13 protein-coding genes are annotated in these 13,136 nt (G+C 71.8%); 1 reads left to right on the top strand and 12 read right to left on the bottom strand.

Features of this window, described 5'->3' with window-relative positions; all coding sequences use genetic code 11:
- Nucleotides 1–80: 80 nt before the first annotated feature.
- Nucleotides 81–896: a sulfite exporter TauE/SafE family protein gene (locus ACFY9E_RS04255; RefSeq protein WP_388325718.1), complete on the top strand. Its 816-nt coding sequence runs from the start codon at nucleotides 81–83 to the stop codon at nucleotides 894–896.
- Nucleotides 897–992: 96 nt separating this feature from the next.
- On the opposite strand, the gene ACFY9E_RS04250 is transcribed toward ACFY9E_RS04255, so the two are convergent.
- The 12 genes from ACFY9E_RS04250 to ACFY9E_RS04195 all read right to left on the bottom strand — a co-directional run bounded on the left by ACFY9E_RS04250 (nucleotide 993) and on the right by ACFY9E_RS04195 (nucleotide 13,110).
- Nucleotides 993–1,835, bottom strand: coding sequence for a phytanoyl-CoA dioxygenase family protein (locus tag ACFY9E_RS04250; protein ID WP_390979169.1), 843 nt, complete (start codon nucleotides 1,833–1,835; stop codon nucleotides 993–995).
- Complete coding sequence (locus ACFY9E_RS04245) at nucleotides 1,832–3,913, bottom strand: phosphoketolase (protein ID WP_390979167.1); 2,082 nt, start codon at nucleotides 3,911–3,913, stop codon at nucleotides 1,832–1,834. The genes ACFY9E_RS04250 and ACFY9E_RS04245 overlap by 4 nt, the downstream gene beginning before the upstream one ends.
- A 25-nt stretch (nucleotides 3,914–3,938) precedes the next feature.
- Complete coding sequence (locus ACFY9E_RS04240; protein WP_388325726.1) at nucleotides 3,939–4,592, bottom strand: L-threonylcarbamoyladenylate synthase; 654 nt, start codon at nucleotides 4,590–4,592, stop codon at nucleotides 3,939–3,941.
- Nucleotides 4,593–4,606: 14 nt separating this feature from the next.
- The gene (locus ACFY9E_RS04235; RefSeq protein WP_388325728.1) at nucleotides 4,607–5,377 is read right to left on the bottom strand and encodes a phytanoyl-CoA dioxygenase family protein; all 771 of its coding nucleotides are present in this window, start codon (nucleotides 5,375–5,377) and stop codon (nucleotides 4,607–4,609) included.
- 74 nt (nucleotides 5,378–5,451) lie between these two features.
- Complete coding sequence (locus ACFY9E_RS04230) at nucleotides 5,452–6,234, bottom strand: methyltransferase domain-containing protein (RefSeq protein ID WP_390979164.1); 783 nt, start codon at nucleotides 6,232–6,234, stop codon at nucleotides 5,452–5,454.
- The gene (locus ACFY9E_RS04225) at nucleotides 6,231–6,932 is read right to left on the bottom strand and encodes an HAD family hydrolase (protein WP_388325734.1); all 702 of its coding nucleotides are present in this window, start codon (nucleotides 6,930–6,932) and stop codon (nucleotides 6,231–6,233) included. Before ACFY9E_RS04225 ends, ACFY9E_RS04230 begins: the two co-directional genes overlap by 4 nt.
- The gene (locus ACFY9E_RS04220; protein WP_388325737.1) at nucleotides 6,929–7,378 is read right to left on the bottom strand and encodes a hypothetical protein; all 450 of its coding nucleotides are present in this window, start codon (nucleotides 7,376–7,378) and stop codon (nucleotides 6,929–6,931) included. Before ACFY9E_RS04220 ends, ACFY9E_RS04225 begins: the two co-directional genes overlap by 4 nt.
- The gene (locus ACFY9E_RS04215) at nucleotides 7,378–8,427 is read right to left on the bottom strand and encodes an enolase C-terminal domain-like protein (protein ID WP_390979162.1); all 1,050 of its coding nucleotides are present in this window, start codon (nucleotides 8,425–8,427) and stop codon (nucleotides 7,378–7,380) included. The genes ACFY9E_RS04220 and ACFY9E_RS04215 overlap by 1 nt, the downstream gene beginning before the upstream one ends.
- Entirely contained in the window at nucleotides 8,414–9,532 is a 1,119-nt protein-coding gene (locus ACFY9E_RS04210) for a hypothetical protein (RefSeq protein ID WP_390979161.1), read from the bottom strand. Before ACFY9E_RS04210 ends, ACFY9E_RS04215 begins: the two co-directional genes overlap by 14 nt.
- Nucleotides 9,533–9,639: 107 nt before the next feature.
- Nucleotides 9,640–10,812: an NUDIX domain-containing protein gene (locus ACFY9E_RS04205; RefSeq protein WP_390979159.1), complete on the bottom strand. Its 1,173-nt coding sequence runs from the start codon at nucleotides 10,810–10,812 to the stop codon at nucleotides 9,640–9,642.
- A 28-nt stretch (nucleotides 10,813–10,840) separates the two neighbouring features.
- Nucleotides 10,841–11,743: an NUDIX domain-containing protein gene (locus tag ACFY9E_RS04200; RefSeq protein ID WP_390979157.1), complete on the bottom strand. Its 903-nt coding sequence runs from the start codon at nucleotides 11,741–11,743 to the stop codon at nucleotides 10,841–10,843.
- Between the two features lie 131 nt (nucleotides 11,744–11,874).
- Nucleotides 11,875–13,110 (bottom strand): M15 family metallopeptidase, encoded by a 1,236-nt coding sequence (locus ACFY9E_RS04195; RefSeq protein WP_390979155.1) that lies wholly within the window; start codon nucleotides 13,108–13,110, stop codon nucleotides 11,875–11,877.
- Nucleotides 13,111–13,136 lie beyond the last annotated feature (26 nt).

The following is a 13,136-nucleotide window of genomic DNA, read 5'->3' as shown; positions in this document are numbered from 1 at the left end:
GTACGGACGCCCGGTGCCTTGCCCCGAAGATGGCAGCGCGCCGTAGCAGCAGAGGCGGGCCACAAGCGAGGATGCCCGTCATGAGCACGGACCAGACCCTCCATCCCCTCCGGCCGCCGCACTCAGCACCGACCGTATTCAGCACGGGTGCGGCCATCGGCGTTCTGGGCGGGACGATCGGGCTGGGCGGCGCCGAGTTCCGCCTGCCACTGCTGATCAGCCTCTTCGGATTCGCGGCGCTCTCGGCCGTCATCATGAACAAGGCGATGAGCCTGGTCGTGGTCCTGTTCGCGCTGCCCGCCCGGCTGGCCGCGGTCCCGGCCGCCGAGGTCGCCGCCCGCTGGCCCGTCGCGATCAACCTGCTGGCCGGCAGCCTCCTCGGCGCCTGGGCTGGCGCATCCTGGGCGGTCCGCATGCGCAGCACCACCCTCTACAAGGTGCTGGCGGCCCTGATGGTCCTCATGGCCGCCGCGCTCGTGGTCACCCACACCACCACCTTGGACACCCTCACGCTGCCGCTCTGGGCCCAGATCCCTTCCGGAGTGGTAGCCGGGTTCGGCATCGGGGTAGTCGCCGCGATCATGGGAGTGGCCGGCGGCGAGCTGCTGATCCCGACGATCGTGTTGCTGTTCGGCGAGGACATCAAGACCGCCGGAAGTCTCTCCCTTCTGGTCTCCCTGCCGACCATGCTGGTCGCCTTCGCCCGCTACAGCCGCGACGGCAGCTTCGCCGTCCTCAGCACCAACCTCCGCTTCACGACGGTCATGGCCGCCGGCTCGGTCACCGGGGCCGTGCTGGGCGGACTGCTCCTCGGTGTGTTCCCGGACCTGGTGCTCATCCCCGTGCTGGCCGTGATCCTGCTCATCTCAGCAGTCAAGCTCGCCCGTCACGACTGAGCGGCCGGGTGCCTCCCGACTGGTGAACAAAGCCACGATGTCGTGCTCCCTCGTGCTGCTCGTACCGGTGGGGTCGTTGGGGGCTTACCCCTGGCTCTAGCGGCAGTGTGCAACAGACGGACCGGACTGCCACCAGGAGCGCATAGGGGCGGCTCCGGTGCCCTTGGCGAGGGATCCGTCCGGGTGGCGGTCGGGCAGGCCCAAGAGCTGCTGTTCTACGGAGGTGAGAGCGGGGTCCGCTCGAAGTTCCGTGGCCGGGTCGTCGACGGGGTGGAGCCAGCGATACCCGTACTGGAGCATCAGGGCGATGCGGGGCCGGCCGGAGAGGTTGATGCCTCCGGTGTGCCAGGTCCGGTTCTCGAAGAGAACTGCGTCGGTTCCGGTGATGTCGGGGGTGACGGCGCCGAGTGGGTCGATGGCGCCGGCGGGGACGACGGGCTCGTCGGTAAGGCGGTGGCTGCCGGGGAGGAACATGGTCAGCCCGCAGTCGGGGGTGACGGGGGTGAGGTAGTGGGCGGCTTTGATCGCCATGCGGGGGGTGTGGGGGAAGCCGAGGTCGGCGGTGACGCCGTACATGTCGCGGTGCCAGCCGTGGCGTCCGGGGATGCGGATGGTGCGGGGCGGGCCGCTGGGCAGGGCGATGAGGTGGGCCGACAGCAGGTGGATGTTCGGGCTGAGGAGCTGGACGACGGTGGGCAGGACGGCCGGGTTGGCGAGGAGCGGGAGGAACGCAGGGTCGAGGTTGAGGCATCCGCGGAAGCCGTCCTTGCCGTCGCCTCCTCGGTCGCGGCCTTGGGTGATGTCGCTGGCCAGCAGCTTCTCGGCGGCGGTCAGGAGCCGGTCGCGCAGGTCCGGGGTGATCGCGTCGCGGACGACCGCGTACCCGTCGCGTTCGAAGGCGTCGATGGTGCCGGCGACGGGTGGGAGCGGGGTGCTCATGCCGGTATTTCCTTCGGGGTGTTGGTGAGGGTGATGGCGAGCTGCCACAGGCCGGGGTCGTCGAGGCCGCAGAGCTGGCGGAGGTGGGCCTGGGAGACGGGGCGGCCGGGGTCGCGGTAGCCGAGGACGGTGAGCCGGGGCCCGGGGTGGCTGCGTCCGAGGAGGGCGTGGATGTCGGCAGGGTGCCCGCTGGTGGCCAGGACGATCGGCGCCCGGGTGCCGAAGTGGCGGGCGAACGCGTCCGGGGCGAGGGCGAGGGGGCGGGTGCCGTCCTCGGCGAGGGCCGTGAGGTCGTGGACGTGGACGTACCGCAGGCGCAGGTCCGGGCGTTCGGCGCGCAGCCGCCGGGCGAGGGTGGTCAGGGCCTCGGCGGGCAGGTCGCCGGCGGAGGTGAGGATCAGGTCGGGCTCGCCGGGGCCGGGGTGGGTCAGGTGGGGCCAGATCGCGATGCCGTGCCGCAGTTCCTCGTCGAGGGTCTCCAGCGAGTGGTGGACGGTCGTGTGCTTGCCGGCGATGACGATCGTGCACCGGCCGAGTTTGCGCAGGGCGAAGGTGAGTGCGGCGGCGGTGCGCGCGGGGTCGGCGGGGGTGAGGACGTGGAGCGTGGGGTCGCCGCCGGCCAGAAGTGCCGAGGTGAGGCTGGGGTTTTGGTGGGTGAGGGTGTTGTGCCAGCCCAGGCTGGTCAGGAGGTAGACCAGGCTGGGCAGTGGGGCGAGCCCGGCGTGCCGACGCACGGACCGGTGCTTGAGCTGCTGCTGGATGAGGCTGAGGGTGATCGGCGCGAACGCCTCGTAGGTGGCGACGAGGGCGTGCCGGCCGGTCTCCGTGTAGCCCTGGGCCCAGGCGTGGCACAGCTCCTCGCTGAGCACTTCCACCGCCCACGGCACCGGGCGCCCGTCATCGTCGGTGAGGTCGAGGCGGTTGGAGGGCAGCTCGTCGGGGCTGAACACGCGGAACGGGCCCTGCTCGGCGCGGGCCCGCAGGACCTCCGGGACCACCTGCGTGAACGGGCGGCCGACGGCGCGGTCGGCGACCTGGGCGGAGGCGGCGACGCAGCCGCGCGGCGCCGGGAGGCCGTCGGGCTCGGGCCGGGACAGAGGGAGCGCGGGCAGCAGGTGCGGCTGGGGTCGGCCGCTGGAGGTGAGGAGCTGGTTGGGCTGGTAGGAGGCCAGCCAGTCGGCAAGCGCGTCGAACTCGGCGGGCACACCGGCCGGGTCGCGCAGCGGCGTCTTGTGGACCGCCGGGGTGCCGGCGAGGTGTGCGGGGGCGCCGTGGCCTTTGTCCAGGGTGAGGACCAGGACGCTCGACGGTCCCGGAATGCCCAAGGGCGCGGCGGCGCCGAGTGCTTCGGCCACCGCCTGGCGGAGCTGGCCGACGTCGAGCCCGTCGCTGTAGACCGGCGGGTGGCCAAGGCCGGTGAAATAGGCGGTGAGTTCGGCGCGGCTCAGGGTGGACAGCAGGCTCTTGCCGCCCATGCGCAGCCCATTGAGCAGGACGACGGGAAGGACGGTGCCGTGGTCGCCCGTACCGTGCAGCGCGCGGGTGGCGAGCCAGGAGGCGGCGGTCGTCCCGGTCTCGCACTCGCCGTCGCCGATCAGGACCACGGTCAGCCGGTGGGGCGCGTCGAGGACGGTGCCCTGCCCGATCGCGAGGGCGGGGCCGAGCTGGCCTCCGGTGTGCAGGTGGCCGGGGATCATCGGGGTGATCTCCCCGCCGATGTCGGCCCGGGGGAAGCCGGCGACGAGTGCGTGCAGTCCGGCCTCGTCCTGGCGCAAGCCCGGGTGGGCGTGGCCGAGTCGGCCGGTGAGGTAGGCGTGGGCGAGGGCGGAGGGGCCGGCGTGCCCGGCGCCGTGCAGGACGTGCAGCTCGTAGCCGTCGGGGACGGTCGCCTGGAGCGGGCCCAGGGCGGCGAGCATCCGGTTGACGGGCGGGCACACTCCCCAGTGGCCGGCCGGTCGCGTCTTGACGTCGGCCGGGGTCAGGGGCCGGGCCAGGCGCGGGTTGTCGCGCAAATAGAGCTGGGCGAGACAGAGGTAGTCGAGTGCGTCGGCGACGGCGGCCACCGACGCGTCGGGCACCAAGCGGTTTGTCCGACGGGCGAGGTCAGCCCACATGCGGTCCTCCTGCCGGGGCGAGAGCGGCTTCGACGGCGCGGACGTGGACGGTGCCCTCCCGCTCCAGGCGCGCTGCGGCGCCCGCGGGGCAGTCGACGATGGTCATGTGCCGGCCGTGCGGGGAGATCCCGCCGTCGACGACCGCGGCGATCCCGGCCCTCATGGTCCGCTCGAAGACGGCGACCTGGCCGGCGGTGAGCGCCGGGTGGTCCTTTTCGCCGGCGGCGGGGGTGGAGATGCTGCACACGGCGGCGGCCAGCGGTTCGCCGGCCAGGGCGACGAGCTGGCCCAGTATTCCGTCGGGGCATCCGACGAGCGCCGGGGAGCCGACCGCCGCGACAGGCTCCACCTCGGGCTTCCACGGAAGACGCAGCGCGAGGTCCCCCGGCCACAGGCCGCCTGTCAGCAGGCGGGCGCCGACGCTCAGGTCGAACAGGGTCTCGGCCGTGGCCGGGGAGTCGAGCAGGAGCAGCAGCGGCTTGGCGGTGGGACGCTGCTTGGCGCGGAAGACCGCGTTCGTGGCGGCGGGGTCGGCGGCGCGGGCACACAGCATGTACCAGCGGGGGGTGGGCGCGGCGACCATCTGTCCGGCGGTCAGGAGCCGGGCCGCGTCGGGGAGCTGGGCGGGGGTGAGGACGTCCACGGCGCTCGCCCCTCTCACGCAGTGCCGGGACGGGCGAGGGCGGCGAGCGCCGGGTACTCCAGCCACGGGTCCGACAGAGCGCGCCGGGCGAGGTCGGGGTGCTGGGCGTGGCTGACGCGGAAGTACGCCATCACCCTCGGGGTGCTGCTCGCGTTGATGCCGACCCGGTGCGGGACTAAGTGGTGCATCACGACCACGTCGCCGGGCTCGGCGGTGAGAGCGGTGCCGTCCTGGGCGTCGATGTCGTCGGGAGTCTGGGCCGGCTGCCCCAGGACCCAGTCCGTGGCGAAGTAGTCGGCCATCCGGTAGTGCCCGCCGGGCACGTAGTGCATAGCGCCGGCGTCCGCGGTGGAGCTGCCGTCCAGGACGACGCCGGCGATGAAGGTGAACGTGCGTAGGTCGCGCGGTTCCAGGTGGGGACAGGAGACACCGTCGACGTGCATCCGCTTCACGGGCTGCTGCGCGCCGTGCGGAAGCCGGATCTGGATCTGCACCCGGGTGACCGGGGCGGGCCTCGCGGGCCGCAGCAGGTCTCCGGCCAACTCCGCCAGGCCGCTTCGCCGGTACAGGGCGAGGAGGTCGGGGTGCTCCTCCAGCTCGGGGGCGAAGCTGCGTTCGGTGTAAGCGGTGAGCCGCGCGGGGTCGTACGCCTCGGCCAGCCAGCCGCCGACGAGGGCGCGCGCCTTGGACAGGACGGCGCCGTGGACCAGGCCACGGCGTATGACGACGCCGTCGTCGACGAACCGGCGTCGCTCGTCGTCGCTCCACGTCACAGGACTGGGCATGGTGGATCTCCTTCCGGAGGGACACGGGGCCGGGGCGGGAAGGGGGCCGCCCCGGCGCCGGGGGGAGGAGCGGGTCAGCCGCGTCGGCCGAGGACGATCTGGAAGGAGGCAGGCTCGATCAGGCCGCGGCCGGCGGCGGCGTGCTCGTCGAGCAGAGCCCGGGCGCGGCGCTCGAAGTCGTCGACCCGCTCGCCGAAGAGCGGCCGGGCGGCGAAGGAGGTCGAGTACAGGTAGCCGATCACCACGTCGGTGCTCCACTCCCGCTCGACGGCGACGGTGTGCTCCTCGACCTGGCCGAACGCGGACTCGGCGAGGATCTCGCGGTACGGCCGGTTGTGCGCCGTGTACTTCTTGCCTACCCCGGCCCGCCGCTCCTTGCCCAGGTACTCCTGAATCAGGGCGCGCAGGGCGTCGGTCCAGGCGGTGCGCGCGGTCCACAGGCTGCCGTCGCCCATGACCGCAACGGTCGCGTCCGGCGCGGTCATGTCCTCCAGACGCGACAGCACGACGTCCTGGTCCATCCAGTGGAAGGCGCGGCAGACCGTGACAAGGTCGGCCCGGTAAGAGGCGAGTGGGGTGAACGCCTCGGCCGGAGCGTTGTGCAGACGGACAGTGAGCGGGAGCCCGGCGAGCGCCTTGTCGGCCTCGGCGAGCATGCCCGCGTCCTGCTCGACGACGTCGATCTCCGTCATCGCCCCAGCCAGGGCCAGGGGAACTTGCCCGGTGCCGGACCCGAGGTCGAGCAGGGCCCGGTGCTCCTTGCCGGCCACCCGCTGAGCGAGCAGCTCGACGGCTTCCTTCGGGATCCCAGGCCGGTAGGCGGCGTAGTACGGAGCGGTGGTGTCGAACTGGCTCACGGGGTAGAACTCCTGATCATCTGGGTTGACGGAAGAACGGTCTGCTCGATGTGCTCGACCGCACAGGTGAGGTCCGGTACGACCGTGACCCGGCCGGGGAAATCGGCCAGCGGCCGGAGTGCCTCGGACGACGGCGGGCGCGAGGTGATCCACAGGGCGTGGGCTCCGGCGGCGAGGGCCCCGCGTACGTCGTAGTCGAGGCTGTCGCCGACGTGCAGCACCTCCACGGGGTCGCGGCCGTGCAGTCGAGCGACAGTCTCCACGGCGCGCGGGTCCGGCTTGGCGAACCCGAGTTGCCACGACGGGTGATGGGCCTGGAGGTGGGGGGCGAGGAGGGCTGCGACGTCGGTCTCCTGCTCGTCCCAGTGGCTCACGTTCGACAGGGTGACCACCGGCACGACCCGGGCGATCCGTGCCACCGCCTCCACCGCGCCGGGCCACAGGTCGAAGCCGGGCGGACAGTGGTCGTGAGGGAAGGCGGACGGCGCGATCCTCAGAGCGGCACACACCGTCTGCGGCGATGTCGCATCGCTGCGGGGGTCCAGGGCGTGCAGGATCTGCTGAGCGACCTTCTTCGCCTGGCGGGTCGGGAGCGGGGACAGCTCCACGAGGCGCTGCGTCAGCGTCGTCCCGGACGGCTCGCCCAGGGTGTATCCGACGTCGAGGCTCACCAGCCGCACCGGGGCCGCCGTGCTCACGAACGTCCCACCAGAGCAGCGATGATCATGTCGATCCGTTCGGTGCGCACCGGGCCAGGGCCAGCCTCGCCCAGGAAGGTCAGCAGTTGCCGGGCTTCGGCCGGCGACCAGCTGCTGGTGTCGACACCGGCCTCGGCAGCGGCCCGGGCGAGGTCGTCGGGGATCGTCGGCGGGCGCGCGCCGTGCGGTAACAGCAGCGTGCCGCTCCACCCCTCTCCGGCCTGCCCCTGCGGCAGGGCAGGGCCGAGGGGCGCAAGGACGGTGACGTCGTCGAACGTGAGGATCCGGACCGGGAGTTCGGGCAGGTGCACCGGCCGGTCGAGGCGAAGGGTCGTGGACAGGAAGGTGTCGTGTCCGCTAAGCCGCTCGTCCACGACGAGCAGGACCTTCTCCTCGCGCTGCTCCAGGCGGCCGTGGACCGCCAGCTCGCCCGTGTGCCTGGGCATTACCGGCGCACCTCCATCCCGAGACCGGGCCGGTCCGGAAGAGCGACGTGCCCGCCGTCCGGCCGGAGCGTGCCGCACAGTGCCCGCTGGCGGCGCGGCTCCCACACCACCTGGTACTCCACCGCGCCCGACACGTGCGGAAACGCGGCGGCCAGGTGCACGGCGGGCAGGAACGCCCGGCCGTGCAGGTGGACGGGCACCTTCGCGTCGTGTGCGGCGCCGAGCCAGCCCTGCGCCTCGGTGATCCCGCCGCACCACACCGCGTCGAACGTGAACGCCTCCGGCCGGCAGTGCTCCAGCAGGGCCCTGGCGTCCTCCGCATGGGACAGCCGCTCGCCGAATGCGACCCTCAGCCCCTCCGTCTGTCGGCGCAGCTGTCGGTACGCGGCCTGGTCGGTTCGCGGGAGCGGGTCCTCCACCCAGCGCACCGTCTCCGGAGTGAGGAGCGGCGCGACCTCCATGGTCCGCAGGTGCCCCCATGCGCCCAGGGCGTCCACCGCCACACTGTCCCCCGCCCACTTCGCCGCCCGTTCGGCCAGCAGCGCCATCTCGGCGGCTTCAGCGCCGCGCAGGGCCCACTTGGTGAAGGCGAACCCCCCGTCGGCGGTGGCCTTGACGGACTCGGGGGCCGACGTGGAGGCCAGGTCCAGGGAGAGCCAGGAGGCGTAGACCGGCACTCGCGGCGCGGGCCGGTCGCTGAGCAGGGCCGCGACCGGGAGTTCGACGAGTCGGCCGTGCAGGTCCCACACCGCGCAGTCCAGCGCCCCGACCGCCCAGCGCCCGAGCCCCGCCGCGTGCGGGCCGAGGCCGGCCAAGAGCCTGCGCAACAGACCCGTGTGGTCGGCCACGGGGTGCCCCAGAGCGCTCTGCCCAAGCCGGGTGGCGACGAGCGCGGCGGGCAGCTCATCGACCGGGGCGAATACCCCAGTCACTCCGCCGGCCTCGACCACTATCGCGAACCGGCTGTCGCCAGCCTTCCACGGACCCGCCCCGCTCTCGTCGAGGCGCTCGACCCGCACCCGGTCGATGACCGCGTCAGCGGGGTCCATCGACGAGGTCCTCTCCCGCGTAGGTGAAGTACCACAGCGGCCGGTAGCACTCCCAGCCCACCGGCCGCAGCCCGGTCGGTGCCATGGCCCGCTCGATCGCCGTACGCGCCTGCAGGTAGTACTCCAGGCTCTCCGCGCCCTGCGTCCGCATCCCCTGCATCATCACCGTGTGCGCCTGGAAGACCTGGAAGTTCGGGAATGCGGTGACCTCGCCCGCCAGTGCGTTCACCCCGCCCACGAGGTCCTCCATCGGGTCCAGCCCGACGATGTACGTGTATGAGGTATCCAGCCCCGCCGCCCGCGCCCGCATCAGCAGGTCCGGCATCTGCTCCGGCCGAAGGTCGGCCTTGGTCACCTTCATCAGTGCCTCCCGCCGGGTGAAGTGCTCGGCTGTCAGCCTGAGCACGAACGGTGACACCTGCGACGCGATGGTCTCGAACGCCTCGTCGCTGCGCAGCACGGAGGTGAGGAAGCCGATCCGAGCCTTGACGCCGGCCCGCTCCAGAGCGGGCCGCAGGGCGGTTAAGTGCGCGACGGCCGCCTCCTCCCGCTCGAAACAGCCGGTGGAGACGGTGACCTCGGTCAGCTCGGCCAGGCTGCGGCGGGGATGCTGCTCGCCGAGGGCGTGCAGCAGGGCGTCGAGCCCCTGGTCTTCCTGCATCCTCGGATCGGCGGCGGCCTCCAGGGTGTTCGGGCACCAGCCGCACCCGACGCACCGGCTGCGGGCGTTGGGGTTGAGGGTCGCGGCGCGGCCGTCGTTGCGGAAGTACCCTCCGACCGCCTCGTCGGCATCGATGCGCCCGACGTGCGCGACCACCTCGCCGTTCAGCGACAGCTCGTCGCCCCGGAGCCGGAAGGGGCTGGCCGGCTGGTTCAGCGGGACGATGATCTGCCAGAGGGCATCGGGGCGGCACACGAGGCGAAGGTTGACCCGGGCCCGGTGACGGTCCTGGTCGGAGGTGATCCCGTACAGGTTGACGGCGATCAGCAGCACGTCCTCGACGGGGACTCCGTGGCGCAAGGCAGCCTGCTCCAGATGACGCAGGCGGTCGGTGCCGGCGGCGCCGTCCGAGGATATGGACCGGCGCATGGAAAGATGCGGCATGGAGGACTCCAACTTGAGCTCGGCGGTGGGGTGTTGCAACCGGGGGTGCGGCACCTGCGTCGTGTCGCGGGAGGGCATCGGTGTCGGCTGTTGTGCCAATGCGCCGCCTACTTGGCTGGGGCGAAGGCAGTGAAGTGCGCCGGCGGGTGGTCGATGGCCAGGTCGGGTTGCCAAGCGGTGAGGATCTGGGCGCTGCATACGAACAGGCCGTCGGGGAGCTGATCGAGCGGATACCACGCCCAGTCGCCGACGCTCTCGCCCGGCTGCGTGGCCGGCTGCCCCTGCCAGGCGTGGACGAGCGCGCCGACGGTGACCCGCAGGACACCAGCGACGTGATCGACGAGCGTACCCAGGAGCCCCACGTCCTCGGCGCGAGCGACCAGACCGGTCTCCTCGGCGAGTTCGCGGATCACCGTGTCCTCGAAGGATTCCCCGGCCTCCACGCTGCCGCCAGGCAGTTCGAGGGTGCCGCGGCGGTGCAGGCCCAACAGGATGCCCTGTTCGCTGAGCAGGATCGCCCCGACGCCGACGGCCGCGTGTGCCGCTGGCGCTCGGGTGCTGCGGGGTCGGCTGGAGACTCCCGCCGGCCGTGCGGGCAGGCGCCGGGCGCGGATGAGCTGCTGGATGACCGTGGCGCTGTTGTCGGGGTGCGGTAGCAGGTCGATGGCCTCAACGCGGAAGCCGTACTCGGTGAGCAGGTCCTCCCACAGCTGCGGTGCCAGGACCCACATCTGTGTCGGCAGGGGTGGGTCGTCGCGCAGCAGGATCATCTGCTCGCGCGGCGCCACTTCCGTGGACGGACCGCGGCCGTGCAGGTCGGTGTGCAGGAGCGAGAGGATCAAGGGGGCGCCCGGACGCAGGCCGTCGCGCAGTGCCGGCAGCGAGCGGTGCGGGTCGATGAAGGCGAGCGTCCCGATCGCGTACGCGGCGTCGAACGGCTCGGCTCCGGCCAGGTACTCGGTCACGTCTGCTTGGACGAACTCCACGCCGTCAACGTCGGCGTGGGCGGAGACGGCGCGTTCATGCTGGGTCGGGGACAGCTCGATGCCGGTGACGCGGGCTCCGTGAGCCTGGACGAGGTGGACGACGTGGTGGCCGGCTCCGGACCCGATGTCCAGGACCCGGCGGCCGGCGATGTCACCGAGGACTTCTGCACCCGGTCCGATCCCTTCCCAGGGCGTCCAGCCGAGTTGGTCGGGGATGGGCGGGGTGTAGGCGCGGGCCAGTTGTCTCTGGCCGTAGATCTGCCAGGCCCGGGTGTTGGTGTCCTCGGCGGGCACGGTTGCCTCCTGGGTCGGGATGTTGGGGTCAGGTGTGCGTGATCAGGTAGGCGGAGCCCTCGCCGCGCCGGGCTCGTTCGATGGCGTTGAGACGGGCGAAGGCGCGCGGAGCCATCAGTTCCTGCCAGGTCGCGAGGTCGTGGACGGCCCACATGTCGTGCTCGGCGGGATCGAGGCGGATCCGGCCGAGCTGGCCGGCGGTCAGCTGCCCTCCGTCGAAGATGAGCCCCACCTTGTTCAGCGGCAGCCGGGGCCCGGCGTGCAGGAAGTGCGTCAGGAGCAGCTTCGGCGTGTCCAAACCGAGTTCGAGGCCCGTCTCCTCGACCGCCTCGCGCCGGGCGGTCTGCAGCGGGTCCTCGCCTGGGGCGTCCAGGTTGCCACCCGGGAACTGCCAGAGTCTCGAGCCGTAGACCGAGCGCAGTTGGACCGGCCGGTCGTGTTCGTCGCGGATGTACAGGCAGCCGTACACCGTGTGGTGGGGGACGGTCTGCGCGTACTGCGTGGGCGTCATCGGCATGGGGCGGCCGGGCCGGGCCGGGCGGTGGTCGAACGCGAGGGCGAGAACGCCGAGGGCTTCCTTGGCCGGCGAGTAGATGCTGCGGAGGTTGGCGAACAGCTCTCCGGGCGGCCCGTCCGGGTCGATGCGCACGGTGTCCTCCGAGCTGAGCAGATCCTCGAAGGAGTGGTACGGGGTGATCCGCTTAACGATGACGTCGAGTTCCCGCCCGGTGTCCCGGTCGTGGAAGACGACCGTGTCACCGACTGCGACGGCGCGCTTCTGCGGGGTGGCCACCCTCACTTCGATCGTCTTGCGGCCTGCTTCCACTTGGCGGTAGTACCGCCCGAGCAGGTGCATGTGGTGCTCTTGTGGTTCACCTCCGGTCGCCGGACTCGGGACGGCTGGGATCGCCTGCTGGGTGTCGTCAGGCACGCGTGCCTCCGTTCGATGCGGTCCGTCCGTTTGCGGCCTTGGGATCGCAGGCGCGCCAGGGTGCGGTGGCCGCGCTCCTGTGGTTCCGGATCGGCGTGGGTGGCGAGAAAGTGGACGAGGATGCCGGCTCGCTAGGGCAGTTCGACCGGTCCGTAGCGCGCGTGCGGCTCCTGCCGCATCAGCGCGTCGTACCGATCCGCTACCGAGAAGTGCCAGAACTCGGTCGCATAGTTGGTAAAACCTGCGTTCTCCATAGCGTTGAGCAGCAGCGTGCGGTGGTGGCGCGCGCGATCACTGAGGTTCGGGGCGTGAGTGAAGCAGGCGCCGTCGCTCTCCTCGGGGGAGGCATTGACGCGGGTGCCGAGGTCGAGTTCGTGGCCGTCCTGGTCGACGAGGGTTACGTCCACGGCCGCGCCCGCGGAGTGGGGCGCGATCTCCGGCGGCGACACGTACCGGCTGGCGGCCTGGTGCAGCTGCTCAGCTGTCCAGCCGGGGTGAGCGGAGGCCAGCTCGTCCCGGTACTCGGTGAAGTAGTGCTGCTGTAGGGCCAGCGGCCGGTAGCCCTCGATGAACAGCAGGTCGGTGCCAGCGGGCAGGAGCGAGCGGGCGTGCTCCAGCCGGGCGAGGACGCCCTCGCGGACGTGGGCGAACGAGCCCAGTGGATCTTGCTTGCGGGGATCGACGCGGAAGCTGTGGTCACGCACGTCGACGAGCGGCTCCCCGCACTCGCGTACCGGGATCGCGGCGACCCGCGGATCGGACATCAACACCAGAGGGTTCATCGAGTCTCCCTGCGACGGCTTGCACTGCGGTGGCGGGCTGGGGGAGGCAGAGGCCAGGTCGGTTTCGCCCACGATTCGCGCGACGGTGTCCTGCAGCGTGCTGTCGGCCGGGATCACGGTCTCCAGACCGCCGGGCAGCAGATCCAGCTCGCGGTACCAGGAGGCGAGGTGGCTGTCGGTGACGTGAGCCAGGTACGCGGCATCCGCCTTCGACGCGTGTCGGACAAACGTCGTTTCCAGCGGCACGTCCAGGTAGTAGCTGCAGGAGACACCGCGGTGGTCCCGCACCAGAGATGTGATCAAGTGGCTGTAGCGGTCGGCGTACAGGATCCCTTCAAGCACCACGTGAAAGCCGGCGTTCAGTGCTTCGCGTGCGATCCTGCCCAGCAGGGCGATGTTGGCGCCACGCGCGGTGTCGTGTTCCCTGAGCACGTTCCGGCGGATCACGTCCTGGCCCACGATCGCGATACCGCGGCCGTAGTGATCTCGCAGGCCCTGGGCCACGCTTGACTTGCCTGACGCCGAGTTGCCGCGGATCACCACCAGACGGGTGTCCTCACGGCCGGCCGCAGTTGCAGTGGACACACGACGGTGTGCGCCGCTCGGAGTGC

It is taken from the genome of Streptomyces sp. NPDC012466 (assembly GCF_042955215.1).
In the GTDB taxonomy this organism is placed as follows: Bacteria; Actinomycetota; Actinomycetes; order Streptomycetales; family Streptomycetaceae; genus Streptomyces.
Note: the sequence above shows the minus strand (reverse complement) of the source record. Positions and strands in the feature narration are given on the sequence as shown.

What these genes read in the sequence shown, in the direction of transcription:
- ACFY9E_RS04255 (WP_388325718.1), top strand. Translation starts at nt 81, where the DNA reads ATGAGCACGGACCAGACCCTCCATCCCCTCCGGCCGCCGCACTCAGCA.
- ACFY9E_RS04250 (WP_390979169.1), bottom strand. Translation starts at nt 1,835, where the DNA reads ATGAGCACCCCGCTCCCACCCGTCGCCGGCACCATCGACGCCTTCGAA.
- ACFY9E_RS04235 (WP_388325728.1), bottom strand. Translation starts at nt 5,377, where the DNA reads ATGCCCAGTCCTGTGACGTGGAGCGACGACGAGCGACGCCGGTTCGTC.
- ACFY9E_RS04220 (WP_388325737.1), bottom strand. Translation starts at nt 7,378, where the DNA reads ATGCCCAGGCACACGGGCGAGCTGGCGGTCCACGGCCGCCTGGAGCAG.
- ACFY9E_RS04215 (WP_390979162.1), bottom strand. Translation starts at nt 8,427, where the DNA reads ATGGACCCCGCTGACGCGGTCATCGACCGGGTGCGGGTCGAGCGCCTC.
- ACFY9E_RS04210 (WP_390979161.1), bottom strand. Translation starts at nt 9,532, where the DNA reads ATGCCGCATCTTTCCATGCGCCGGTCCATATCCTCGGACGGCGCCGCC.